We start from the raw sequence: 24,848 nt of genomic DNA on the forward strand, positions 1-24,848 counted from the left end.
GGTGAGTGCATGAGGGTTTGTGTCTTCTGCGGGTCGTCGAGCGGTCGGGAGCGGCACCTGGAGGTCGCTCGGCAGGTCGGTGCCCGGCTTGCCGAGTTGGGCGTCGAAGTCGTGTACGGCGGCGGTCGGGTTGGCACGATGGGCGCCTTGGCCGACGGAGCGCTGGCCGCCGGCGGTTCCGTGTTCGGAGTCATCCCGCGCAGCTTGGTCGAGCTCGAAGTCGCGCATCACGGCCTGACCGAGCTGCATGTCGTGGAGACGATGCACGAGCGCAAGGCACGGATGGCGGAGCTGGCGGACGCCTTCGTCACCCTGCCCGGCGGGGCAGGCACGTTGGAGGAGATGTTCGAGGTGTGGACCTGGGCCCAGCTCGGCCTGCACGCGAAACCGCTGGGCTTGCTGGACGTCGACGGCTACTACGGGCACCTCCTGAAGATGGTCGACCACATGGTCGAGGAAGGCTTCCTCAAGCCTCCCTACCGCGACATGCTCCTGGTCGCCGACGACCTCGACCGCCTCCTCGACGGCTTCCGCGGCTACCAGCCACCCGACTACAAGTGGACCGAGGACGGTCCGCTGCGCTGAACCTCCTGGCGTGGACTGGGCACTGACAGCGCCTCGAGTTGGGATCGGACGGTAGCCGCACGAGGGTCGTCGAGTTCGTCGAAGATGGCCAAGGCCTGCTGCCACGCCGCACTGGCCGCGCCGGTATCGCCGACGGCCAAGTGGCTGTGACCGGCCGCGACGAGCACCTCCGCTTGCCCCCAGCGGTCCCCGATCTCCGCTCGGGCCTCCAAGGCTTGGTCGAACTGCCGCAGGGCGTCGTCGTGGAGTCCCATCGCCTGGTAGGTCGCGCCCATCTTGGCCAGGCAGTAGCCCTCGCCGTAGCGGTCACCGCCGCGGCGCATCAGCTCCAGAGCCTGATCGAGATGGGTCAGCGCGTGTGCCGAGTCACCTAGCATGCGGTGGGCGTCACCGAGGGCAGCCAGTCCGCAGGCCGTTCCGTAGTCGTCGGCGGCGAGCTGGAAGAGGCGGACAGCCGTCGAGTGGAGCTCGGCGGCGCGATCAGCGTGACCGAGGTCGACTTCGAGGAAGCCGAGGTTGAGGTTCGACCACGCTTGCCCCCACTCGTCGCTGTCCTCCTGTCGCAGCCTCAGCGCGAGCGAGACTTGGGCTCGCGCGAGGTCGAACTGCCCCAACTCACGGTGGGCCATGGCGAGGTTGTTCGCCACCCACGCGGTCCCGCGTCGGTCCCCGCTGGCCTTGGCCGCCGCCAGCCCCACCGTGTGGGTGCTGATCCGCGCGCTCCAGCGTTTGCGCAGGTGGAAGAAGTTCCACATCACGACCGGGAGCTGCCACGCTTGGGCGTGCAGCCCGACGTCGGCTGCCCGTTGGCCGGCAGCCACGAGATTGGCGAGTTCGGTTTCGTACCAGGTCAGCGCCTCGTCGTAGGTGAACGCGGCCGGCTGGTCCGGAACCCCAGCGGCCGGCGGGTCCAGCGCCGGATACCGCTGGTACGGGGACAGCGGTCGAGCCGCTCGGTACGCGGTGTGCAGGTACCAGTCGACTACACGACGGTTCGCCGCAGCGCGTTCATCGTCCACTTCCTCAATGACGGCGCGTTCGACGGCGTATGCCTTGAGCAGGTCATGCTGCCGGTACCGGTTGGGGCCGATTTCCTCGGCAAAGTGGATCGCGACCAGCCGGTCGATCAGTTGCCGGACTTGGCTGACGGGAGCGTTGAGCAGGGCCGCCGCGGCTTCTGGGGTCCAGGTCGGGCCGGGGTGGAGGCCGAGCGTCCGGAACAGGCGGGCTTCGTCGCCGTTCAGGGACTGGTAGGTCCACGAGAACACGCCCCGCACGGTCTCGTCGCCGTGGGATGAGAGCACGCTCAGCTTGTCCGCGGAGGACAGCTCAGCGGCCAGCGCTTCCAGCGACAGGTGTGGGTGTGTGGAGACGTGCTCGGCGGCGATGCGCACGGCCAAGGGAAGGCCACCACAGAAACGGGTGATCTCCCCTGCGGCGTCGAGTTCGTTGTCCACGCGAGCGCCGCCGACGACGGCACGCAGCAGCGCGAGCCCTTCGGTAGGCGGAAGCGGCTCCACGGTGACACGTCGCGCACCGTCCCGGATCGCGAGCCCCGAGAGGCGGCGGCGGCTGGTGACCAGCACCAGGCAGCACTCGGCGGCGGGGATCAACGGCCTGACCTGCCGGTCGGATGCCGCGTTGTCCAGGACGACGAGTGTCTTGGTCCCGTCCAGCGTGGTTCGCCAGCGGGCGGCTCGGCGCTCGAGGTCCGCGGGGATGTCGGCGGGCTGGACGCCCTGTGCTCGGAGGAAGTCCTCCAGCACCTGACCGGGGTCGAGCGGAGCCGCCTCGGGCGCGTGCCCGTGGAGATCGACGAAGAACACCCCGTCGGGAAACCGGTCCTTGACGAGGTGCGCCCACGCGACCGCCAGGGTTGTCTTGCCGACACCTGCCGGCCCGTCGATCGCGATCACGCCGGCCGAAGGGTCTTCCATCGACTCCGCGAACTGCTCGTCCAACAATCGGAGCGCCCCCTCGCGTCCGACGAGTGGCCTCACCTGTGGGAGCTGGGCGGGGCGCATCGCGCCGCGACGGCCGGGCTTCCGCGCCCCGTCCCCGAGCAGCTCCGCGAGCCGGCCATGCGTACGCAGGGCCGAGTCGCAAGCGATCGCGAAGTCCGGCGTCATCGGCTTCGTCCCGTGCTCGACGTTGCTGATGTGCCCAACGCTGTAGTGCGTGCGCTCGGCCAACTCGCGCAGCGACAGCTTGGCCGCCTCGCGAAGTCGACGCAGCTCCACAGCAACAGCCCCAGCGACCGGCTTGCCTCCGACCCTATTCGTTATTCCTTCCAATTCGAATACACCGCCCCCCTTTTGCATCCCCCAGGCGGTCCCGACACTGAAGTAGTCCCGGATGTTCTCGCGAGAGGTCGAGGATATGTCGTCCCTACCCATCCAGTGTGGTGTGTCCACGCAACAAATCCCCGTTCAGGTGACGCCGGTACCAATCGAGTGGACACCAACAGGAACACCGTCACGATTCGTGTCGGTGACCGATCGGCGGAGGCGCGAGGCCACCGTGACCTGCGCGACGGTCACCTGTGCGTTGCTCGCGCTGGTGGCTCACCGGTTCGCGGACTCTCCAGAACAGCCGGCCATGTGCTGGTTCGCGGTCATCAGCGTTCGGCTAGCCCAGATCGACCTGGCCAGCCGCCGCTTGCCCCATGTCCTCGTCGGTTCCCTCGGCCTCGGCGGAGTTCTTCTACTCACGTGGGCGGCCCTGGTCGAGGACGACGTCGGGGCTCTCCTCCGCGGGCTGGCCGCCGCAGCTGTCCTCTTCGTCGGACTGCACTCGGCCCCAGCGCGCGGTGGCGTCGGCGGAGGAGACGCCAACCTGCTCGCCGCCGTCGGCCTGTACCTGGGCCACGCCGGCTGGGACCAGGTGGCCAGAGGTCTGGTGACAGCGATCGGGCTCGCCGGAGGCACATCTCTTGCCCTGGTCTTGCTTCGACGAATTTCCACCCGTGATCCGATCGCAGTCGGCCCCGCGATTCTCGGCGGCGCACTGATCACCCTGACGTCGGACTGAGTGAGAGAACTTCGATGTGTCTCCCATTCCGCTGCGACGACACCGATCTGAGGAACGACATGAATCTCTTTCAAAGCATCGCTACTTCACTGGTGGCCTTCATCGCGGTCGCGGCGTGCAGCCCAGCGATCTCCGACTCGCCCGCGCTGACGGGCTCCCCGACCGGTGCGGACGCCTCCTCCCCCACCGAGGCGTCCGCACCGGCACCAGGCTCGACCGAGGGCGGCGCTATGGCCGCGTACCGCGGCATGTGGCAGGCGTTCGCCGAGGCCGGAGCTACCGGTGACTGGACCTCACCCGATCTGGCGAACTACGCCACCGGTGAGGCGTTGTCCTTGTTGACGCGAGGTATCAAGGCGCAACACGACCGCGGTTGGGTCAGCCGGGGTGAACCCGTCCTCAGCCCTTCGGTGAAGGCCGCCACACCGCCAAGCGCGCCGAAGGAAGTCCTGATCACCGACTGCGGGGATTCCACGAACTGGATCAGGTACGAGGCTGTCAGCGGCCGGCCCGTGGCCGACGATCCAAGGGGACGGCGTCACATCGAGGCGATCGTGACCCAGCAGTCCGATGGTGCGTGGCGGGTTGTGAAGTTCGCGGTGCAGGAGATCGGGACATGTTGACGCGCCCGGTGGTTGTTGTCGCGCTCTTGTTGTCTCTCAACGCTTCCACGGCATTGGCAGACTCCTACGGGGAGGTCCACTGCGGCCAAAGTTGGTGCGATCTCGCAGCCGGAACAGGCGACCACCAGGGTTGGGAGGTCGGCCGCCCAGGGCCCGGCCATCCGCCCGAAGGGGACGACCCGTTCGCCGATTGTCGCCATGTGCCCGTGCAGGATGTCCCACCCCGAGTGGGGACCAGGCTGGTGGCTGGTTCATGGTGCTGTGCTCGCCGGACGGCAAAGATCCGCTGTCGCACGGTCCGGTGTGGCTAGCGAGTTCCACTCCGGTGGCGCCTGCGGAGTTGGCGCAGACCGCTCGGGAACGTCTCCGCTTGCCCACGCCGACGATCGCGGTGAGCCCTACGAGGGACCAGTTGGTGAATCTGCCGACGTGGATGTGGTTGTCGAGTGGCTGGACGACCTCCTCGGCGATCGCCTCCGTGCCCGGTATATCGGTCACGGCGATCGCTGTCGCGGCGTCGGTGGAGTGGTCGATGGGTGATGGGTCGACGGTGACGTGCGCGGGCGCCGGTACGCCTTACACGTCCGGTGTCGACCCGAGGGCGCCTTCGCCGGACTGCGGACATGTCTACCGACGTTCGTCCGCGAGCCAGCCCGCACAGGCGTTTCGTGTCACGGCGACCGTGCGGTGGACGGTGTCGTGGTCCGGTGCTGGGCAGAACGGCACGTTGCCTGACATGACCACCACCGGTGCCATCAGCCTTCGCGTCGCCGAGGCGCAGGCGCTCAACGAGGTTCGTCGAGGGCTGGAGGGTGGCCATGAGTGAGACGGTGGCCGAAAGGCCGACTGCCGGTGACGAGCGCTGGCTTGGCAAGAGTTCGTCCCGGTTGCGCGGCGTCACTCGGCGACGTGGTGTGTCGCGTTTGTTGGTCGGTGGGCTGTTGGTGTTGGGCTGCGTTGGTGGGTTCGTCGTGATCTCGATGCGGTCCGATGACCGGCAGGTGGCACTGGCGTTGGCACGCGATGTGCGGGTCGGGCAGGTGCTGGCGGCGACGGACCTGCGGGAGGTCCGCGTCGCGGTGGATGCCGATGTCGCGGTCATCCACGCGGATGAGGTAAGTGCGGTGGTCGGCAGGCCGGTCGCTGCAAGCCTTCCCGCAGGGTCGCTGCTTCCGCCAGGGGCTGTGGGCCGTGTGAGCCTTCCCGAGGCGGGGCAAGGGATTGTCGCGCTTGCGCTCAAGCCCGGTCGGTTGCCGCCTGGTCTTGCAGCTGGTGCGTCGGTGTCGGTGGTGCCGGTTGCGGATCAGCCGGGTGGTTCTGCTGCGGGGCGCTCGTGGTCGGCGGTGGTCGTTGAGGTGGCGGCGTTGCCGGGCGAGCAGGTCACTGTGGTGGCGGTGCAGCTTCGTGAGTCGGCGGCGCGTGAGGTCGCTGCGGTGCCGGCGGGCCAGTTGACGGTCGTGTTGCTTCCGGGCGGAGGTCGGTGATGTTGGTTTCCGTGCTGTCGTTGAAGGGCTCGCCGGGTGTGACGACGTTTGCTGCCGCGCTGGCGGCTTGCTGGCCGAGGCCCAGTCGGGGGTTGCTGTTGGAGGCGGATCCGTCCGGCGGTGATCTTGCGGTGCGGTTGGGTGTGCCTGCGGGGCTTGGTGTGGTGGGTGTGGCCGCCGCTGTGCGGCACGGTTGTGACGCGGAGGCGTTGTGGCGGCACTCCCGTCCGCTTCCTGGTGGTTGGGGTGTGGTTGTCACGCCTCCGGATGCCGACCAGGCCGGTGGAGCGTTGTCCGCGCTGGGTGACGGGATCGACGTTGTTCGCCGCGCTGCCGATGAACGCGGCACCGTGGTGGTGGTCGATTGCGGTCGGGTGGATGAGCGTTCGCCGGCGATGGCGCTGGTGCGTCGTTCGGATGTGGTCGTCTTGCTGACTCGAGCGTATGCCGAGGACTTGGCGCATCTGCTGAACCGGCTCGATGCCGTGGGTCGCTGGGGACGGCGGGCGGTCTTGCTGCTGGCGGGGCCGGGATACTCCGCCGCCGAGGTCGCGTGGACCTTGGGTGTCGCGCCACTCGGACGAGTGCCCTGGGATCGTGTCGGCGCGGCCGTGCTGTGCGGGCGGTCTGGCGTGGGGCAGCGGGTAGAGCCGGCACGGTCGGCCCTGGGCCGGTTCGCACACAAGGTCGCCGCCGAGCTGTCCGCCCACCTATCTGCGGTGGAATCGGTGCCGGTGGCGGCTGTCGCGGGTGCCCAGGGCGAAGGGCGGTTGGCGCCATGAGCTCGTCGACCGTCTCCGTCGCCGGCCCTGAACTCCGCTTGCGCCAGTTCCTTCGGGAGCGGCTGCACGCCGAGTTGGCTCGACGCGTCGACGCGGGTCAGCCGCGGGCCGGCGCCCGGAGTGCCTGGACCGGCGAGGTACTGGGTGAGGCGTTGCGTGCGTTCACCGAGCAGGAGCTCGCTGCAGGTCGCGTGCTGTTGTCCGCGCGGGCTGAGGAACGGGTGGTGGCGGAGGTCATGAACGAGCTGTTCGGCATGGCGGGGTTGCAGCCGTTGTTGGACGACCCGACCGTGGAGACGATCAACGCCAATCGGTTCGACCGGGTCTTCGTTCAGTACGCCGACGGCCGCCGCGCGCGAGTTCGGCCGGTGGCGGCGTCGGATGAGGAGTTGACCGAGTTGGTGCGGTTGTTGGCCGCGCGGGCGTCGAGTCAGGAGCGCCGGTTCGATCCGGGCAGTCCGGCGGTGAACGTCCAGTTGCCCGGCGGCGAGCGGTTGTTCGCGGTGATGTCCCTGACCGCGGGTGGTGTGACGGCGCTGTCGATCCGTCGCCATGGCTACCTGTCGGCGAGCCTGCCGGAGTTGCGGCGTCGGGGCACGGTGGACCGGGGGTTGGAGCAGTTTCTGCGGGCGCTGGTGAAGGCGCGCAAGAACATCCTGATCACGGGTGGTACCGCGGCCGGGAAGACCACGTTGTTGCGGGCGTTGGCGGGCGAGATGGACCTGCTGGAGCGGATCGTGACGATCGAGGATGCGTTCGAACTCGGTCTCGACCACGACCCCGAGGTCCACGCCGACGTCGTGGCCCTTCAGGCGCGGGAGCCCAACGTCGAGGGTGTCGGAGCGGTCAGCCAGGCCGAGCTGGTCCGGTGGGCGCTGCGGATGTCCCCGGACCGGGTGATCGTCGGTGAGATCCGCGGGCCCGAGGTCATCCCGATGTGCAACGCCATGTCGCAGGGCAACGACGGGTCGATGGCCACCCTGCACGCCAGCAACTCACGCATCGCGTTCACCCGACTCGCTTCCTACGCCGCGCAGGGTGTCGAGCGGCTGCCGTTGGAGGCGACCGCCATGCTGGTGGCCGGGGCCGTGCACTTCGTAGTGCACCTGGCGCGTACCGCGGATGGTCGTGAGCGGGTGGTGTCCTCGGTCCGGGAGGTCGTCGGCGCTGACGGTGCGGACGTCGTCTCCAACGAGGTGTTCCGGCCCGGCCCTGATCGTCGTGCCCGTCCGGTCGCCGGGGCGTTGCGCGCGGACACCGCCGACGACCTCGGCGACGTGGGCTTCGACCGCAGCCTGCTGGAGCGCGCCGAGGGCTGGTGGTCGTCGTGATTGCGGCCGTGCTGGGTCTCGGCACCGCGATCGGCGTGCTGCTGGTGGTTCGTGGATGGCGAGGTGCAGGTCTCCCCCGGCCGCGCCGCGGCCAGACCGACCCACGCCGAGCCTGGCGTTGCGCCCTTGCGGTCGTCGTCGGGGTGGTCGCCGGTGCGCTCACAGGATGGGTCGTTGGCGGCCTGCTGGCTGGTCTCGCGTCGTGGGCGCTCCCCCGCGCGTTGGGCCGCGACCCCGGCCACGTGCGTCGGGTGCAGCGCATCGAGGCCATCGCCTCGTGGGCGGAGATGCTGCGGGACACCCTGTCGGCCGCCGCTGGTCTGGAACAGGCGATCCTCGCCACCGCGCCGCTCGCGCCGTCTGCGATCCGGGGCGAGGTCGGCGAGTTGGCGTCCGGCATCCAGACCGGCGAACGCCTCGGGGTGGCTCTGCGGCGCTTGGGCGAGCGGTGGGACGACCCTGTCGGGGACCTCGTAGTCGCCGCCCTGGTGCTGGCCGCCCGCCAGCAGACCCGCCAGCTGGCCGACCTGCTGGGGTCGCTGGCGGACGCCGCTCGTGGCCAGGCCACCATGCGGATGCGCGTCGAGGCTGGTCGTGCCAGGACCCGGACGTCGGTGCGTGTCATCGTCGGCACCACCCTGGCTTTCGCGATAGCGGTGATCGTGCTCAACCGCGACTACCTGAACGCGTTCGACGGCATCACGGGCCAGGTGGTGCTCCTGGTCATCGGCTGTCTGTTCGCGGCCGGTTTCGCCTGGCTGGCCCGGATTGCTCGGGTCGCCGAGCCGGACAGGTTCCTGGCGGCGGGCGCGGGGAGGCCGTCGTGATCGCGGTGGTCGCGTTCGCTGTCGGTACCGGCGTGGGCCTGTGGGTCCTTGCGGCGTGGTTGTTCCCGCCCCGTCCGTCGCTGGCCACGGCCTTGGCCCGCGTGACGGCGTCGCCCGAGCGCCCATCGGAGGCCCGCGTCGCACGCCTGGTTCAGCCGGCTGTGGGAGTGCTGCGCACGCTCGGGCTTCCCGGGGTTCGCGTCGAGCGTGACCTCGTGGCCATCGGCAGGTCGGCGCAGGACCACCTCGCCGACAAGACCGTGCTGGGCGTCGCCGGCCTGTTGGCATCGGCATTGCCCACGGCCGGCCTCGCGGTCACGGGGTTCATGCCTGTGCCGGAGGTTCCGCTGGTTGTCGGTCTCGCGCTCGCGGTGGTCGGGTTCGTGACGCCCGACCTGAGGGTCCGGGCCGAGGCGGCCAGGCGGCGGACCGCGTTCCGGCACGCGCTGTCTGCCTACCTGGACCTCGTGTGGATCACCTTGGCCGGAGGCGCGGGGATCGACAGCGCGCTCAACGACTCGGCCGCGACCGGCACCGGCTGGGCGTTCGCTCGCATCCGCCGCGCCCTGGACACCGCCCGCCTCACCCGCACCACCCCGTGGACGGCTCTTCAGCGACTCGGCGAGGAACTCGACGTTGCCGAGCTGACCGAACTCGCCGCGTCCGCCGACCTGGCCGGTGTGGAAGGCGCCCGGATCCGCGCCTCCCTCGCCGCCAAGGCGCGAGCCATGCGCACCCGCCAGGTCATCGAAGCCGAAAGCGAAGCCCAAGCCGCCACCGAACGCATGAGCCTGCCGGTGATGGCGTTGTTCCTGGGCTTCCTCGGCTTCATCGCATATCCAGCACTGACCCAAGTCCTCAATGGACTTTAGGAACGGAGATCGTCATGCGTGTGCTTCTCGCCTCGTCGTGGATGGTGCTGCGTGCCCGTTGGGAGCTGGTGCGTCGCCACTCCGACGCCGGGTACTCGACCGAGACCGTCCTGGTGACCGCGCTGCTCGTGGTCGGGGCGCTGACGGTGATCGCGATCGTCGTCGCCAAGGTCACCGAAAAGGCCGCCGGAATCACGATGTGATCGCCATGAACCGCAAATGGCAGATATGGCCTCGGGACGACCGTGGGTCGGCCAGCGCCGAACTCATGATCGCGACCCCTCTGCTGCTGTTGATGCTGATGGCGATCGTGCAGTTCGCGCTGTGGTCGCACGCCACCCACATCGCCCAAGCCGCCGCAGCGCAAGGCCTGGCAACGGCTCGTGCCCACAACGGCACGTCATCAGCCGGGGCCGAGGTCACCCGACAGGTCCTCGACCAACTCGCGTCCGGCCCCTTGCGTGACGCGAGCGTGGCGGCCGGGCGCGACGCGGAGTCGGCATCGGTGACCGTTCACGGGACCGCCACCCCGGTACTGCCGTTCCTGAGCCTGCCCGTGCACGCCGAAGCCGCAGGCCCGGTCGAGCGCTTCACTCCAGACGTGGCAGGCGGGTGACGATGACGACTCCGCTACAACGGTGGATGCGCTGCGACAAGGGCTCGGTGGCCGCCGAAGTAACCATCGCCGCACCGTTCCTGATCATGCTGTTGGTATTCGCCGGGGTGGTCGTTCATCGAGGCGTGGACGCGCGTATCCGCCTCGACGACGCCGCCCACCAGGCCGCCCGCGCGGCGAGCATCGAACGCTCCCCTGCCGCTGCTGTTGCCGCAGCCCAGTACACGGTCGGGTCGGCGCTGGCCGCCGCCGGAGTCGTGTGCCGATCGACGGAGGTCAACACCTCGGCCAGCGACCTGCGGCCGGGCGGCACCGTCACCGTGACCGTGTCCTGCGACGTCGACCTCGGCGACGCGCACCTCCTCGGCGTCCCGGCACGCAGGCGCCTGTCGGCGAGCGCGGTGGAACCCGTCGACACCTGGCGTTCGAGCACCGGGAGCACGCCATGAGCGGGTGGCGGGCCGACGACGGGCAGGTGACGGCGTTCGTCGTCGCGCTCACCACCGGCATCCTCGCGCTGACCGGGCTCACCCTCGACGGCGGCCTCGCACTGTCCGCCAAACTGCGGGCCCACGGGCAAGCCGAAGCTGCAGCACGGGCGGGAGCCCAGGCCATCGACCTCGCCGCCTACCGCAACAACGGGGAAGTCCGGCTCGTGCCCTCCCAAGCAGCCGCCCACGCCTACGCACATCTGGCAGCCCAAGGCGCCACCGGCTCGGTCGTCGTCGCGGAGGACACCGTCACGGTCACCGTGACCACATCCCAACCCACCCAACTCCTCGGCCTGGTCGGCATCGGCTCGCTACCCGTGCAGGCTCGGGCCGCCGCCCGCCCCCAACGCGGAGTGATCGAAATCGAACCCTGACAAGGGAAGGAGTTCGTCATGGCCACACCGGAAGAGATCGAGCAGCGGGTCGAGGAAGCCGACGCCACCCGCAGCGCAAGGAGAGCCGCCGCCGCACGAGAAGTCGCCGAACTCGCCCAGCGCCGCTCCGGCCTCGCCGAGCAACTGGAGGTCGTCGAACGGCAACTCGGCGACGTCATCACCGGAGCCCGAGACGTCATGGGCATCGACGAACTGGCACGGTTCACCGACCTACCCGCCACCGACCTCACACGATGGCTCACCGGCCGCAAGCCGTCCCGCGGACCTCGCCGCAAGACCACCAAACCCGTCGCTCCGGTCGTCCCACTCGCGCCGCACAGCGGAGCACCCCGCGAGTCGACGGCCGCAGCCGAGCGGTAGCCGATTCGCCGCACAGGAATCGAGGCCACCGTGTCACACGTCGCCGGAAGGGCCACCCGTCTCCTGCTGACCACCGCCGCCCTGGGCGCGCTGTTGATGGGCCTTCCATGGGCGTTGATCACCTTCGTCGGCTGGCCCTTGCCCACCCACGCACCTTCCACCGCGGAAGTCGGTCGAGTGCTGCTAAGCCCGACGACAACGTCGTTCCTGCTGGACGTCCTCGCGTGTGCGGGTTGGCTGGTGTGGGCGCGGTTCGTCTGGGATGTGACGCGGTGTGTGGTCGCGGTCGTCCGCGGCATGCGACTGACGGCGACCGGACCGGTCCACCGGCTGGCCGCCGGGCTCGTAGGCGCGATCGTGCTCTCGCTCAGCCACCACCGCCCCGCGGTCGAACCCGTTACCTCGCTGCCAGCCGGGCTGATCCAACCGGTCTCAGAGAGCACCACCGCCGCCACCGTCGAGGTGCTGCCGCCGGACCCCGACACCGGGGTCCACGATTCCCTCTGGCGCATCGCCGAGCGCACCCTCGGCGACGGCGCTCGATGGCCGGAGATCTTCGAGCTGAACAAGGGCAAGCCGCAACCCACAGGCGACCGGCTGTTCAACCCTGACTTGATCTTCCCTGGCGAGCTTTACGCACTCCCGCCAGTCACCGACCGTCTAGAACCGGAGTACCGGGCGCCGGCTGAAGAACCATCACCTTCACAGGACCCGAGCACACCACCAACCCCGGCGACCCGGACGCCGCCGCCCTTACCCGACAACCAAGCAACCCTCTCGACCCCGGCGGGTGAACACGAGTTCGCTTGGCCCGAGGGCATACTCGTCGGCACCGGTCTAGCCGCAGCCATCAGCACGGCACTGGCCGTGGCACGCCGCCGCTACCGACGCCGGTACCGCCCCGGCAGCGGCGACCGGACCGACCTGCCCGTGACACCCGTGGTCTACCAGCTGCGACTCACCCACCTGCACGCCGCGAATGAGGACCACCCGGGAGATCCCTCGCCGGTCGCACCAGACGCCCGCTCTGCGGCCGGCGAACCCGGGCCGGTGCTGCCTGTGGGAATCCGTGACGGCCGAGAGGTGGCGATCGCAATCGCCGCCACGGAGGGCCTCGGCCTGGTCGGCGCAGGCTCAGTCGCCACCGCCCGAGCCTTGCTGATTACCGCCTTGACCACCACCGACTCGACCAGCAACGCCCGCGTGCTGACACCTGCGCAAGACCTCGCCATCCTTGTGGGACGAGATCCCGCCGGGACGGTTTTGCCCAGTGCGCTGCGCGTGCTTCCTGATCTGGCCTCCGTTCTGGACGAGGTGGAAGCCGAGATGACCATTCGCGCACACGAGCCGCACGAGAACGGGGGCTCGGCGCCCTTGATCGTCATAGCGCGGCCAGTGGAGCAGCAGAACAGGCGGTTGCAAGCCGTGCTGGACAACGGCCACAACCTCGGTATCGCGGCCCTCCTGCTCGGGCAATGGACGCCGGGATGCACCGCCTACGTCCGCGACGACGGCACCGTCTCCGCCACCAGTCCCGGCCGAGGCGACCACCTCCGCGGCACCCGCATGTTCCACCTGACCGACCAGCACCTCAACGACCTGCTACAGCTGCTGCATCACGCCGAGCCCACCGACGACTCCCCGCCGGTCGAACGAGACCTCGAGATCGTGGAACCCCTGCCGACATCCCCTGGCGCCAGCATCGGGCAGACAAGCATTGATCTCCGTGAGCGTCCCGGCAGTGGAGACCCCGTGCCGGTGCGGATCGCGGTGCTGGGTCCTCCCCGGATGTGGTGGCGTCCCGGGCCGGGGCACTCCGACGCCGAGCACGAGATCACTTCGGCGTTCCAACCGCGCGTCCGCGAACTGCTGGTTTTTCTGGCAGTGCATCCGGACGGCGTGAGCCGCGACGCCCTGATAGCAGCCCTGTGGGCTCACAGCCCGCCCCACAAGACCACCAACGCGCTGAACACCACCCTGAGCCGCCTGCGCCGATGGTTGTCCAGCGCCACCAACGGCACCGTGCCCGACATCGTCCTCACCGGCGACGGCCGCTTCCGACTCGACCCCAACCTCGTCGAGGTCGACTACCACCGCTTCGCCGCCGCGGTGGCTCGACGCCGCACCGCGACCACCGATCCGGAGCGGGCCGAGGCATACCAGCGCATCGTCGACACCTACACGGGTCCGCTGGCCGACGGCCTCGACGCCGAGTGGATCGAGGCGACCAGGGAGGCCGTGCGCCGAGATTTCATCGACGCCGTGGCGGCGCTCGCCCGCGCGCTGATCGAGAAGGACCCGCAGAAAACGCTTGACCTGTTGGAGGTGGCATGCTTCTCCGACCCGCACAACGAACTGATCTACCGGGACATCATGCGATTGCAGGAACGCCTGGGACAGGTGGACGCCATTCCCCGCACACTGGACCTGCTGGCCGCCCGGCTCGGAGAAATCGGTGAGCGTCCCAGCGAGCACACCGTGAGCCTGGCACAACACCTCCGCGCGCGCGGCGAGGCCGTCGCAGAGGTGCGACCGGTCGGCAACTGAAAGACATCCGCATCCAAAGAACTCCGGCAAAGAGCGACCGAATCCGGCCTACGCCAGTTTTCGACCATCCGGCCGTCAATGCTACCGTGCACCACATCAGGCATTGCCGAATGATTGACCGGGACGGAAGTCGATTTGAACACCCAGAGGCCTCGTCCGCCATGCAGAAGGCACGACCTGAGTGGCCGGCGAGATCCGCGAGACGGAGTAGGTGATGCCGCGCGACGGGTGTCGCCTGGGACACCGCAGCGTCCGGGGTGCATACACAGGATCAAATTGGGGATCAGGTTGGGGATCACGTTAGACCGGATCCGGTCAGGTACGGGAAGGTCCCGGGTGAGGGTGGCGGTAAGGGTTCCGTCGCCGTCCCAGACTCGCTTGGGCACAAGCTGGCGAGCACATCGGGGCCGAGGCGGTGGTCGACTTCACCGACGATCCATTCCGCGCGGGTCTCGCGGGCAGGTCGGCTCACCTCCACATCGACAACCGCTTTCTCAGTAAATGCATGGTTTCCACGGCATGTATTCGGCTTTGTTGACCGCCGTCCGCCCGTCATTGTTTCGCCGCGCATGCCGCGCCCGTTTCCACACGTCGCGACCCGCCCACATTCCGCCGAAAAGAGTCTTGGAAAATCGGGTGAATGCGGTTGCGCGCCACCGGAAGCGGAGTAATGATTGAACCGAAAGCGGGACGGGCCGAATAGACCGGCCCAACAACCCGAATTCGTTTCCCACATACCGATCATGGCGTGAGCCATGCCCACAGGTCGGGGGTTCGACATGGATGCGCAGCAATTCCCACGTGTTCGCCCGGACGTTGCGCGCCGATGGGCGCGCGGGTTCTTCGAACTGCCGTCCACCGGTTGCCCGGGGTGTTCCGACGGCCGCCGGTACTTGCGGGTCGCGCGCGGTGTCTACGCCCGTGACGAAATCATCGAAGAACACGGCGTGTTTTGTAGTGAGCTGCCGGATTTCGGCGCATTCGATTAGCCGGCGCCCGTAGCCGCGCCCGGTCCCCCACCATCCGCGCGAACGCAAACGCCGCACGACACACGACCGACCACACCCGCGCCCGGAAGGGGTTGCCGCCATGTCCGCACCCGTGCCTTCGACGCCGACCGCCCTCTCGACGCCGGCCTCGCGCCTGCGCAACGGGCAACTCCGGGCGATGGTCGCCCGGGTCCTCGCCGACGCACCGGCGGGTTCGACGCTCACACCCCGCGCGATCGCGCGGACGCTCAACCGGTCCTCGGGCGCGGTCGGCAACGCGTGCCGCACGTTGGCCGCCCGGGGTGACGCGGAGGTCGTGCCCGGGTCACCGTTGGCCTACCGGGCCTCCTCGACGACCTCCTCCGTCGCCGCAACCGCGATCATCACCGGTACACCGCCGCCCCGCAAACGTCGCACGAAACCGATCGCCACCGCCCCGACACCCGCCGCTCCGGCGCCGCCACCATCGACTGCGGCGGTGACAGGGCCGGTCATGCGTCCCAACGGGATGGCGTACCACCCCCGGCGGTTGTCCGGGATGCCGGACGTCACGGCGTTGCGGAAGTTGCGCGAGGCCGGTGTCGCCGCGTTGCTGTACGGGCCGCCCGGGACGGGCAAGACCTCCGTGGTGGAGGCCGCCTTCCCGGACCTGGTGACCGTGCAGGGCGACGGCGACACCACGGTCGCCGACCTGGTGGGCGAGTACACCCAGACCGGCGACGGGCGGTACGTGTTCGTGCACGGTCCTCTGGTGCGCGCGATGCGCGAAGGCCGGACGTTGTTCATCGACGACGCCACCCTGATCCCGCCGACCGTGCTCGCCGTGGTCTACCCCGCGATGGACGGCCGCCGGCAGATCGTCATCAAGGCCAACGGCGGCGAGGCGGTCGACGCCGCGCCCGGCTTCTACGTGGTCGCCGGGCACAACCCCGGAGTGCACGGCGCAGTGCTCACCGACGCCCTGTCCTCCCGGTTCAGCGCACAGATCCACGTGTCCACCGACTACGACCTCGCCACCCAACTCAAGATCGACAAGCGGGCGGTGACCATCGCGCGCAACCTCGCCACTCGACAGTCCAACGGCGAGATCGGTTGGGCACCGCAACTGCGGGAACTGTTGGCGTTCCAGAAGATCGCCAGCGTGTTGGGCGTCGACGCCGCCGCCGGGAACCTCGTGGGCACCGCCCCGGAAGAGGACCGCGACACCGTCGCCACCGTGGTGCGCCAAGTGTTCGGCGCCCCCGTCACCCCGCTGGCACTCGGACCCCGCATCTAGCGCCGGACCGTCCGGAAAGGACACTCGCGATGAGCACGCACATCACCGCCGACCCGACCGCCACCGGCACCGCCGTGTTCCCCAGTCGCCCGGAATGGCTCACCCTGTCCGCCGCACTGTCCGACGAGGTGCCCCTGATCGCCGACCGCGAGGGCATCGTGGTCACCATCGCGCCCGGCGCGGGCGCCGGCGCGCCGGCGTGTTTCTACCCCGCCCTGGACCTGATCGAGTTGGACGGCGACCGCATCAAGATCGACCCCGCCACCGCCAAGCCGTCCGACCCGTCCGACCGCGCCCGCTACGCCGGCGCGTGGGGTGCGTTCACCCACGAATGCGGACACGCCAAACACTCCACCTGGAAGACCCCGGACGGCACCCCGCCCCATGTAGCCGAGGCCGCGTGGTTGTTGGAGGAAGCCAGGATGGAGGCCGCGCACGTGCGCCGCCGTCCCGACGACCGGCACTGGCTGCGCGCGTCCACCAAGGAGATCGTCGCCGCCGACCTGTTCGCCGACCCGTCCACCCCGCCGACGATGACCAAGCCCGACGCCGCCCGATCCGCCGCCCTGCTGCTGGGACGCGTCGACGCCGCAATCCTGACCCACAAGGAAACCGCACCCCTGGCCGCCGTCGCCGAACAGATCCTCGGCGCGGACACCCTGCGCAAACTACGCGTCCTCTGGCGTAAAGCGTTGCGCACCGCCGACGACGACGCCGACACCATGATCGAACTCGGGCGCAAATGGTGCGACATCGTCGGCAACGACCCCGACCCCGCACCCGACCCGACCGGCGATCCATCGGCGTTGTCCGACGCCGTCAACGCCGTACTCGGCAACGTCGCACGTGCGGTCGCCAAACACCGCCCACCGCGTGATCCCGCCGCCCGCGCCGCCAGGCAACGCGCCCGCGAATCGGCCGCCGCCGCTGCCGCCCACGAGGCCCGCGAAAAGGTGTTCAACACCGACGGTCCGCGCGACGGCGACACAGAGACCGCCGGCACCCGCCAACCCACAGCCCAGGAACGCGCCGCCGCACGCGCCCTCGGCCGCGCGCTGACCACGGCCGGAATCCGCGACCGCGTGACGGTGAAGTCCACCTCGCCCGTCCCGCCGGGCCGACTGCGGATGCGCGGCGCGCTCGCCGCCGACGCCCAACGCGCCGCCGGAGCGATACCCACCGCCCAACCCTTCACCCGCACCACCCGCACCCCGGTCCCCACACCACCGCTACGGGTGGGCATCGCCTGCGACGTGTCCGGTTCCACCCGCGCGGTCACCGAGTCCGTCGCGTCCACCGCCTGGATCATCGCCAACGCCGCCCGCCACACCACCACCCCCACCCAGACCTCGACCGTGATCTTCGGCAACCACGTCCGCCCGATCACCCGCCCCGGCACGATCCCCACCGAGGTCACCCTGTTCCACGCCCGCGACGACTGGGAGGACATCCCCACCGCCCTGGACGCCCTCGACGGCGCCCTCGGCCTGTCCCGCCCCGACGCGGCACGCCTGCTGGTCGTCGTGTCCGACGGCCAATACCGCGACCAACCCCGCATCGACGGACAGAAACGCCTCGACCGGTTGCGCGCCACCGGATGCGCCGTGCTGTGGCTGACCCTCGGCGACCGCGACACCCCACTGGCCGGCGCGACCGTCCACCGCCTGATCCACCACAACCTCCAGACCATCGCACATCCAAGCGGCACCGTGATTCTCTACTGCTCGTGCATGTGGCTCAAGGAATGCGCCACCCCGGCGGACGCCGACACCGAAGCAGCACACCACCTCGCCACCGCACCACCCGCCACCGACATCGCCACCGCAATAGGACGCGCCGCCACCGCCGCACTCCGCGCCGCCCGATGACCCCGCAACAACCCTGAACACCTCACGACAACGGAGGCACCACCATGCTGATCGACCACGACTGGGAACCCGGCGTGTGGATCAACGGACGCCGTTCCGACGACCCCACCGACACCGACGCCTTCGGCGCATTCGCCCACAGCGCACACACCGACCTGATCACCGCACGCGACACAGGAGACCTCCCAGCGCATGTCGAGATCACCGTCGGCGCCACCACCCTCAGCACACTGTGGAACGACACCGACCCGAGCACGATGCTGCTGACCGTCCGCTTCAACGGCCTCGCCGGAACAGCCGGCCACCCCATCCGCCGCCACATCGCCGAGATCACCCTCGGCATCCTCGACCGGCGCGGCACCGAACACCTCCCAATCCACCTGCACCGCCACTACGCGGGAGCACTGGTCTTCGGCGACGAAACCGGCTCCCGGGACGGACCTTGGTTCCCCCACAACCTCCACCGACGTGCCAAGCCGGAACCGATACTGAAGGTCACCGGCACGAACGGCGGTCAGTGATCATGAGCAGGGGCAACCGGACCACCGCCGCCCTGACCCTCGACCCGGACGACATCCTCCTCAACCGCGCCGCCGTGATCCTCAGCCTCGCCCGAGCCAACGACAAAGCCAAGGCTGACCCGAACAGCCCCGGCGGGATCAGCACGCGGCGCGCCAACTTCAACCTGGTCGACACGCACGTCCAACGCGCGGCAACCCGAACCGAGCGCCTGTCCGACTTCGAGGTCGCACACCTCATCCTGGCCCTGACCGACAACCTCGTCCACGACTGCTGCCTGTCCTTCGCCACCGGCGAATACGCCGAGGCCGCCGAAAAGCTGTGGATCGAACTGATCACCACAACCCCACGCCCCGCGCGCGTCAACCCGGCCGCCCTCCTGGCCATGTCGGCATTCATCCAAGGCGACCACAGCCTCACCGCAGCCGCCCTCGCCCACCTCGACGACACCGCACCAGGTCACCCCGTCGCGAACCTGCTACGCCCCGGCCACGCCCTCGTGTCCCAAGAGGACCTCCGACGTACCGCCGAAGAAAGCCACCAACTCATCCAATACCTATAACCACGCGGCAGCACCGAGGGAGACACCGCCATGACCGACATCCGACTCTCGACCGTGGGCGAGGCGATCGCCGCCCTGTCCGCCTACGACCCGACCACGCCCCTGCGGATCGCCACCCAGCCCGGCTACCCGGTGCAACACCTCCTCGCTCACGTCGTGTGCACCCCCGACGACGCCGAAGGCAACGGCACCCCACCCACCGACCCACCCGTGGTGTGGCTCGGCGCAGGCGAGCAAGTCGGACGCCTCCCCGACTCCGCCACCGACGCCCTCGGGTGGTCACGATGACCACCACCGCACCCGGACTCGCCGAGCGGGCAGTGCACGCCGCACGCACCCACCGCGCCGCCGACCCCGACGGGTTCCACCACCGCCACGACACACGGGAAACGTGGAACCGGTGGGCACGTCGCGCCCGCGTCGCCCGCACCGTCGCCGCAGCCCTCCAGGTGCCCCTGGACGCGGTGCTGGTCACCGACGACCCGCACCGCACCTACCCGACCCGCAACGGCGAGGTCCCCGGCGACCTCATCACCGTCACCGACCCGCCAACAGGACAAGCCTGGCGATTCATCCCCGACGACACGACCCCCGGCCAGGCATGGCTCCTGCTCCAACGCTGCCCTCGCTGCTCGGCCGAGATCCCGGTCGCACCGGTCGCCACCCTGGCCGACCTCGGCGACCACCTCGACCCCGACCACGACACCCCACCGACCTGGATGAACCAGGACCCAGCCGGCCACCGGCCCGACTGCACCGCAGCCGGCACCGAGCCTCAATGAACACCGAGGAGACCGGGATGACCATCGCAATGATCGAACGCGACGAGGCCTCAGGAACCAACGCGCACGGCTACCACCACACCCGCGTCGTGGAAATCGCCGGGCAGATCGTCCGAGCCCGAGTCGAGCGCGACTTCTACCTCGACCAAAGCCTCGCCGTCACCGAAGTCCTCAACAACCAGATGACCTGGACCAGCCTGGCCGCCGACGCCCCCGGCAACTGGTGGCACGACACCCCCACGCCCCGCCTCGACACCCACGCCGTCACCATCCTCGGTCCACTGACCGAACGGCTCCTGCACCGCGCCGCCGCCATCCTCGCCACGACACCGACCACACAGGTCATCTCGCCTCACGTGCACGGCGCGATCAGCGCGCTGCTCGCCACCAACGAAGGCTTCGACGCCGAACATCGCATCGACCCCGACGACATCAACTGGGCCTACACCCACGGCGGCGCGCTGCACATCATCGAGCACTCCGACGGCAGCGTCACCTTCACCAAAGCCCACCGCAACAACTGCCCGTTCATCACCAGCGCGGGCACCAACGACTGCGACGAGCGATGCGACTTCCCCACTCCCGCCCAACGAGAACACGAACTCAGCGGATGACCGCCGGAGGCGCCCATCACGGGGAAGGCCGTGACGAACGAGTCCCGAACGCGTGCCCGCATCCCGCGTCGCCCACGCTCACGAACCTCGGACGGCCTCGACTAACCGGGGCGGCCCCGACTGAGTTACTCGACGGCTTCCTGCCAGCTGAGAGCAGCCGACCGTGCACCGCCGCTGATCAGCAGGTCGACCACGGCGGCCCGAACGTCGGCCAAGGGAACCTCCGCGTCGGGCGGAAAGTCGTGGGCGTTGCCGAAGTAGGCGAAGCGCACCCCCTGCGGGTTAGCAGTCGTGCCCTGGCTGTACCAGGTGCCCAACTCTCCGCTATAGCGGACGGCCCCGACGTTGCGTGCGGCGTCCACGCCGACGGTCAGCTCGTGGTCGGGAAAGTCGCTGTCGTCGTCGGGGTCGATGGCGTAGACCGTGGCAGCTGTGTGGTCGGGGCCGGCACTTCTCAGCTCTCGGAGGAAGCGGTCGACGTCATCCTCAGACCGCAGTTCGGTCATGGTCTGGTCGTTGCGGTAGGCGACTTCCAGGTGAAAGCCCACGATCAGGCAGCCCTTCCTCGGTAGGTCTTCACGCCACCAGGCCAGTACACCGTAACGGTCTGGCCAGGGCGCAGGATCCGCGGCAACAACCGATCGCAGCTGAACGGACCGCGGGCGCAGGGTTCGTTGTTCACCACCAGCATCACGGCCCGGTCCGGTAGACCGCGCAGCTGGACCGCCACCTTGACCTCCACGTGGTCGGCCGTCATGAGCATGCCGCGCGGTGGAGCAACACCGAGCCGCCGCAGCTCCGCCGTGGCTTGTGTGCTGAGGTGGTCTTGCCCGCTGGTGACGGGGCCACGCTCATGGCCGCGCTCGTCCACCCAGAAGCCTTGAGTCTTCTGATTGCGCTCGTCACGCTGAGGCAAGACACCCAACAGCCGCTTCACCTGAACGGGTAATTCGTCACCAGATGGCCCAGCGACCGCAGAGCCGCTGCCCGGCTGATTCGGTTGCGGAGCAACGGTTCGGGTGTCGCCGTGGCCCTCCATCCGGTTGATGGCCGCCGTGGTCGTCCGCTGGATCGCGGTCAACCGCCCCTGCAGGTGGGTGATGCCCTCCACGACCTTGTCTAACGAGTCGAGCACCTGCGAGAACTCGTCTCGACCAGTGCCGGCTGCAGCCTGCTCGATGAGGACCTTGGCGTCCTGCGCCAGGTCGAGGGCATCCGCCAAGGCAGCAAAAGGCAGCTGCTCGACAGCGGCCTTCAAAGCCGCGACGACCGCTCCGATGCTCGCCACCCACGCCCCCCTTCGCCTCGCCGGCCGCCGGGATGGTGGCACGGGTGCGCAGGCGGTGAGACCGGCTCGGGAACAAGACAACCCGACAGGCCCAACGAACGGGTCGCGACGTCGACCTCGTGATGGGGGCCATGCACCAACCAGGCAGACCCGCCACCTCAACCTGGGGCGGCGACGGCGCGGCCCGCAGCCCGACCATGGCCTTCAGCCGCGTCGCCACCGACCTCGTCGACGCATAACGACAACCGGACTGCGTGCCTGATCACCGACGATTCGGGCATGCAGTCCGGCTCAACGTTACGGAAAGACCCTCTACTACTTCGACATCGCGGCCGCGTCGCTTTCGGTGCGGGCGATCGCGTAGGTCTTGGGCTTGTCGGTCACGCGCACGGCGTAGCCGTCGGCGACCAGCCTCTCCAAGGCGTTTGCCACCGCGCCCGACGAACGCTTCAACGCCTTGCTCATCCCTGTGGGGCCGATGGCTTCACCCGTGTGCTCGCGCAAGTAGTCCTCGACCAACCCGCGCAGCGCGCCGGGTGCGAGGCGTCCCGGCTTCTCCGGATCCGTAGCTTTCAGGTCCTCACGTTCAACGGCGACGACCTGGGCGTGCGCGGGTGGCTCGTCCTGCGGTTCGCTGTGGTCACCGGCCCGGATGGACCAGCGGTCGGCGGCCCGGCGGCCTCCGTCCGCGATACCGGACATGCGGGTCACCAACCCCGCTTCCAGCCAGCGGATGAGGATTTTGGGTGCCGTGGATTTTCCGATGCCTGCGGCGGTCGACAACTCGGCGGCCGTGGCATCCGGCTTGTCCAGCATCGCCTGCCACAGCTTGTCCTCCGTCTCGGTGCGTACTCGCGCCTTCTCGGTGGCCGACGGCTTCCCGCCGTCGATGGTGTTTACGGACATGACGGCCTCGCTTCGTGGTGGTACGGCGATGGTCATGCCCCGGCCGGAGCTGCGGGCCCGGTGCGCATCCGGATGAATAGACCCGCACGGCTATGAACGCTTCCTTGCAGCCATGAAGTCAAGTCGCATCAACGATGTCGCACGATCGTCTGCTGTGGACGGTGCGGAACCTGCCTTCACGGCGACGTCGACCGTGATCCGCGATGACTGGAAAACGGCTACCGGCGCCTCACTCGGCCTGCGGGCCGCCGTGCATCTGCTGACCTTCACCGCGGTTCCGGACCAGCCGGGCTTCGGTGACCTGGTGACGATCCTGGACCTGCCGTGGGACGGCGAGATCGTGCGGATGGGGCAGGTCACCGATTGGGCGGCGGTGGTCGACTTCGCGGCGGCCGCCGACGTGCCGGACCGTGACCGGCGGATGATCGCCATGGCGGCCGGCTACGCCGGTGGGCCGCCGGTCGACCTCGAAGCCGCCGTCGGCTTCGCCGGTGATCCGGCGGCGGCCCAGCGGGTGATCGAGGCTTTCGCGATCGCCACTGGCCACGGCGACCGGTGGGAGCTGACCGAGAGGCCGGCCCCGAGCGCCTGAGCCCGGTCAGGGGCTCGGCCGGGGATGCCGGCCCAGCGCGCCGCTACGCCCGGGGAGCAGGCGGCCCGGGTCGTGGCAGCGGCTGTGCCGGGACCCCGGGGAGCCGGCTGATCGCCCTGACCAGGTCCACCAAGGCGCTGTCGTGTTCGTAGAGCCGTTCCTCGTGGACCCCGTAGTGGATATGGACGTAGGTGATGTCGCTGGAAGTCGGGCCTTGGTCGTTGCCACCGCCCACGGTCTCGGTGTGCCAGGTGAACCTCACCGACCCGGTCTCCGTGTACGGGATCGTGAACCCGCGACTGACGTGGATGCGCCGGTCGGTGAACGCGACCTGCCCCAGGTAGCCGATCAACTGCTCGTGCTCGGGTATCGCGTGCGCTTTCCGGATCGCCACCGCCCGTTTGCCCGGCGTGGCCGTGTCGACCTGGACGACGGACGGGTGGTTGAGGACGGCGCGCACCAGTTGGTCGAAGTTGGGCAGGACCGCCGACCCCGCCTTCTCCAAGTCGAGCACCGGCGGGAGTCGCCACTGCGCGGGCTTGGAGAAGTCGACTGTGCCGGAGCGGAAGTCCGCGGCACGGAACGACACCTGCCCTCCGGCGAACGCCGCCCCGGTGAACGGCACGTTCGCGCCGTCGAACACCGCGTCGTCGAAGGAAACCTGAACGCCCTCCGCGAACACCACATCGCGGAAGGAAACGTCGCCGACGAACCGAGCGGACCGGAACGACACCGTGCCACCGTCGAACACCGCGCCGCTGAAGTCGCCGCCGTCGAAGACCGCCGAGGTGAAATCGAAGTCGTGCCCGTTCCAGCCGACCACCGCCCCGGGCCGCAGGTGGTCGCGGATCAGCCTGATCGCGGTGTGGCGCACCTGCCGTTCCTCCTGAGCCGCACGGTCCTCGTCGGACTCGTCGCCGCCCGGCGGCCGGTAGGGCAACCGGAGATACCCGCAGAACACGTCGATGCACACCTGACGGCGAGTCGCCCAGTCGTCGGCCAGGTCCGCCATCGCGTACACACCGGCGAGCCGCACCGCCGCCTTGTCCGAACCCAGCTGCTCGGCGACACGGGCATAGCGCTCGTTGAACAGCCTGGCGTCCTCGCGCGCGTGGTCGGCCTCGCCGAGGCGCTGCTTGCGGTAGGCGATGACCAACGCGGTGACCCCGCCGACGCCACCGGTGACCGTCAACGCGATGGTCAACAGCCGATAGCGGTTCTCGGCGTTGAAGTCGCTGGGAACGCCGGGCGTCAGCGGCGGATGGCCGAGCAGCCACCACCACATCGCGAACGCGGAACCGACCGTGATGGCCACCCCGATCAGCACCGCCAGCACGACGTGCACGGGCAGCAACGACATCCCCAACGGACGCGACGCAGGTAATCGACCCCTCCGGGCACCGCTCCTCTTGAACACGGGCAGAGGCTACGCCCGGACACCGCACCGACGGCGTGATCCAGGTCCAAGTGCCGCTACCCCTCCGTTCCGCGTGCAGCGCCCGGACTTCC

Annotated in this window: 28 protein-coding genes; 23 read left to right on the top strand and 5 right to left on the bottom strand. The window is 69.3% G+C overall.

Annotation, left to right across the window (positions count from 1 at the left end):
* Positions 1-9: 9 nt before the first annotated feature.
* Positions 10-585 (top strand): LOG family protein, encoded by a 576-nt coding sequence (locus tag DFJ66_RS13340; protein ID WP_121221256.1) that lies wholly within the window; start codon positions 10-12, stop codon positions 583-585.
* Here the strand turns inward: DFJ66_RS13340 and DFJ66_RS13345 are convergent.
* Positions 552-2,825, bottom strand: coding sequence for a tetratricopeptide repeat protein (locus tag DFJ66_RS13345; RefSeq protein ID WP_170199369.1), 2,274 nt, complete (start codon positions 2,823-2,825; stop codon positions 552-554). The two genes, DFJ66_RS13340 and DFJ66_RS13345, sit on opposite strands and share 34 nt — an antisense overlap.
* 244 nt (positions 2,826-3,069) lie before the next feature.
* Between DFJ66_RS13345 and DFJ66_RS13350 the strand changes: the two genes are divergently transcribed.
* From DFJ66_RS13350 to DFJ66_RS13440, 21 genes are all read left to right on the top strand, one after another.
* Entirely contained in the window at positions 3,070-3,615 is a 546-nt protein-coding gene (locus DFJ66_RS13350; protein WP_170199371.1) for a prepilin peptidase, read from the top strand.
* A gap of 14 nt (positions 3,616-3,629) precedes the next feature.
* Entirely contained in the window at positions 3,630-4,238 is a 609-nt protein-coding gene (locus DFJ66_RS44220; protein ID WP_246029736.1) for a hypothetical protein, read from the top strand.
* A gap of 415 nt (positions 4,239-4,653) precedes the next feature.
* Complete coding sequence (locus DFJ66_RS13360) at positions 4,654-5,064, top strand: hypothetical protein (RefSeq protein ID WP_211351130.1); 411 nt, start codon at positions 4,654-4,656, stop codon at positions 5,062-5,064.
* On the top strand, positions 5,057-5,722 hold the full coding sequence (locus DFJ66_RS13365) for an SAF domain-containing protein (RefSeq protein ID WP_147459254.1): 666 nt from the start codon (positions 5,057-5,059) through the stop codon (positions 5,720-5,722). Before DFJ66_RS13360 ends, DFJ66_RS13365 begins: the two co-directional genes overlap by 8 nt.
* Positions 5,722-6,504 carry a CpaE/TadZ family protein gene (locus DFJ66_RS13370; RefSeq protein WP_147459255.1) on the top strand — a complete coding sequence of 261 codons (783 nt, stop codon included), beginning with the start codon at positions 5,722-5,724 and terminating at the stop codon, positions 6,502-6,504. Before DFJ66_RS13365 ends, DFJ66_RS13370 begins: the two co-directional genes overlap by 1 nt.
* Complete coding sequence (locus tag DFJ66_RS13375) at positions 6,501-7,835, top strand: TadA family conjugal transfer-associated ATPase (RefSeq protein WP_121221266.1); 1,335 nt, start codon at positions 6,501-6,503, stop codon at positions 7,833-7,835. The genes DFJ66_RS13370 and DFJ66_RS13375 overlap by 4 nt, the downstream gene beginning before the upstream one ends.
* The gene (locus tag DFJ66_RS43465) at positions 7,823-8,662 is read left to right on the top strand and encodes a type II secretion system F family protein (protein ID WP_397556256.1); all 840 of its coding nucleotides are present in this window, start codon (positions 7,823-7,825) and stop codon (positions 8,660-8,662) included. Before DFJ66_RS13375 ends, DFJ66_RS43465 begins: the two co-directional genes overlap by 13 nt.
* A complete protein-coding gene (locus DFJ66_RS43470; protein WP_211351131.1) occupies positions 8,659-9,534 on the top strand; it encodes a type II secretion system F family protein in 876 nt (291 codons plus the stop codon). The genes DFJ66_RS43465 and DFJ66_RS43470 overlap by 4 nt, the downstream gene beginning before the upstream one ends.
* A gap of 14 nt (positions 9,535-9,548) precedes the next feature.
* A complete protein-coding gene (locus tag DFJ66_RS13385) occupies positions 9,549-9,737 on the top strand; it encodes a hypothetical protein (protein ID WP_121221268.1) in 189 nt (62 codons plus the stop codon).
* Between the two features lie 5 nt (positions 9,738-9,742).
* A complete protein-coding gene (locus DFJ66_RS13390; protein ID WP_121231102.1) occupies positions 9,743-10,150 on the top strand; it encodes a TadE family protein in 408 nt (135 codons plus the stop codon).
* Between the two features lie 2 nt (positions 10,151-10,152).
* Positions 10,153-10,599, top strand: coding sequence for a TadE/TadG family type IV pilus assembly protein (locus DFJ66_RS13395; RefSeq protein ID WP_121231104.1), 447 nt, complete (start codon positions 10,153-10,155; stop codon positions 10,597-10,599).
* Positions 10,596-11,015 carry a pilus assembly protein TadG-related protein gene (locus DFJ66_RS13400; protein WP_170199373.1) on the top strand — a complete coding sequence of 140 codons (420 nt, stop codon included), beginning with the start codon at positions 10,596-10,598 and terminating at the stop codon, positions 11,013-11,015. Before DFJ66_RS13395 ends, DFJ66_RS13400 begins: the two co-directional genes overlap by 4 nt.
* 18 nt (positions 11,016-11,033) lie before the next feature.
* Positions 11,034-11,396: a hypothetical protein gene (locus DFJ66_RS13405; protein ID WP_121221270.1), complete on the top strand. Its 363-nt coding sequence runs from the start codon at positions 11,034-11,036 to the stop codon at positions 11,394-11,396.
* 30 nt (positions 11,397-11,426) lie between these two features.
* Positions 11,427-13,943, top strand: coding sequence for a BTAD domain-containing putative transcriptional regulator (locus tag DFJ66_RS13410; RefSeq protein ID WP_246029737.1), 2,517 nt, complete (start codon positions 11,427-11,429; stop codon positions 13,941-13,943).
* Positions 13,944-15,032: 1,089 nt separating this feature from the next.
* Entirely contained in the window at positions 15,033-16,208 is a 1,176-nt protein-coding gene (locus tag DFJ66_RS13415) for an AAA family ATPase (protein ID WP_121221272.1), read from the top strand.
* 29 nt (positions 16,209-16,237) lie between these two features.
* The gene (locus DFJ66_RS13420) at positions 16,238-18,076 is read left to right on the top strand and encodes a vWA domain-containing protein (RefSeq protein ID WP_121221274.1); all 1,839 of its coding nucleotides are present in this window, start codon (positions 16,238-16,240) and stop codon (positions 18,074-18,076) included.
* 44 nt (positions 18,077-18,120) lie between these two features.
* Entirely contained in the window at positions 18,121-18,597 is a 477-nt protein-coding gene (locus tag DFJ66_RS42720) for a hypothetical protein (RefSeq protein WP_170199375.1), read from the top strand.
* A gap of 2 nt (positions 18,598-18,599) precedes the next feature.
* Positions 18,600-19,157, top strand: coding sequence for a DUF4192 domain-containing protein (locus DFJ66_RS42725; RefSeq protein ID WP_246029738.1), 558 nt, complete (start codon positions 18,600-18,602; stop codon positions 19,155-19,157).
* 30 nt (positions 19,158-19,187) lie between these two features.
* Positions 19,188-19,445, top strand: a complete 258-nt coding sequence (locus DFJ66_RS13430) for a hypothetical protein (RefSeq protein ID WP_121221277.1) — start codon at positions 19,188-19,190, stop codon at positions 19,443-19,445.
* A complete protein-coding gene (locus DFJ66_RS13435; RefSeq protein ID WP_246029739.1) occupies positions 19,442-19,939 on the top strand; it encodes a hypothetical protein in 498 nt (165 codons plus the stop codon). The genes DFJ66_RS13430 and DFJ66_RS13435 overlap by 4 nt, the downstream gene beginning before the upstream one ends.
* 17 nt (positions 19,940-19,956) lie before the next feature.
* On the top strand, positions 19,957-20,553 hold the full coding sequence (locus DFJ66_RS13440) for a hypothetical protein (protein WP_121231112.1): 597 nt from the start codon (positions 19,957-19,959) through the stop codon (positions 20,551-20,553).
* 125 nt (positions 20,554-20,678) lie between these two features.
* Here the strand turns inward: DFJ66_RS13440 and DFJ66_RS13445 are convergent, their stop codons facing one another.
* The 3 genes from DFJ66_RS13445 to DFJ66_RS13455 all read right to left on the bottom strand — a co-directional run bounded on the left by DFJ66_RS13445 (position 20,679) and on the right by DFJ66_RS13455 (position 22,783).
* The gene (locus tag DFJ66_RS13445) at positions 20,679-21,059 is read right to left on the bottom strand and encodes an Imm1 family immunity protein (RefSeq protein WP_147459256.1); all 381 of its coding nucleotides are present in this window, start codon (positions 21,057-21,059) and stop codon (positions 20,679-20,681) included.
* A gap of 44 nt (positions 21,060-21,103) precedes the next feature.
* Positions 21,104-21,841 carry a DddA-like double-stranded DNA deaminase toxin gene (locus tag DFJ66_RS13450; protein WP_121221281.1) on the bottom strand — a complete coding sequence of 246 codons (738 nt, stop codon included), beginning with the start codon at positions 21,839-21,841 and terminating at the stop codon, positions 21,104-21,106.
* Between the two features lie 315 nt (positions 21,842-22,156).
* Positions 22,157-22,783, bottom strand: coding sequence for a TrmB family transcriptional regulator (locus tag DFJ66_RS13455; RefSeq protein ID WP_147459257.1), 627 nt, complete (start codon positions 22,781-22,783; stop codon positions 22,157-22,159).
* A gap of 118 nt (positions 22,784-22,901) precedes the next feature.
* Between DFJ66_RS13455 and DFJ66_RS13460 the strand changes: the two genes are divergently transcribed.
* Positions 22,902-23,339: a hypothetical protein gene (locus DFJ66_RS13460; RefSeq protein ID WP_211351133.1), complete on the top strand. Its 438-nt coding sequence runs from the start codon at positions 22,902-22,904 to the stop codon at positions 23,337-23,339.
* Between the two features lie 43 nt (positions 23,340-23,382).
* Here DFJ66_RS13460 and DFJ66_RS13465 read toward each other — a convergent pair whose 3' ends face one another.
* Positions 23,383-24,756, bottom strand: coding sequence for a pentapeptide repeat-containing protein (locus tag DFJ66_RS13465; protein WP_147459258.1), 1,374 nt, complete (start codon positions 24,754-24,756; stop codon positions 23,383-23,385).
* Positions 24,757-24,848 lie beyond the last annotated feature (92 nt).

It is taken from the genome of Saccharothrix variisporea, from assembly GCF_003634995.1.
Classification (GTDB): domain Bacteria; phylum Actinomycetota; class Actinomycetes; order Mycobacteriales; family Pseudonocardiaceae; genus Actinosynnema; species Actinosynnema variisporeum.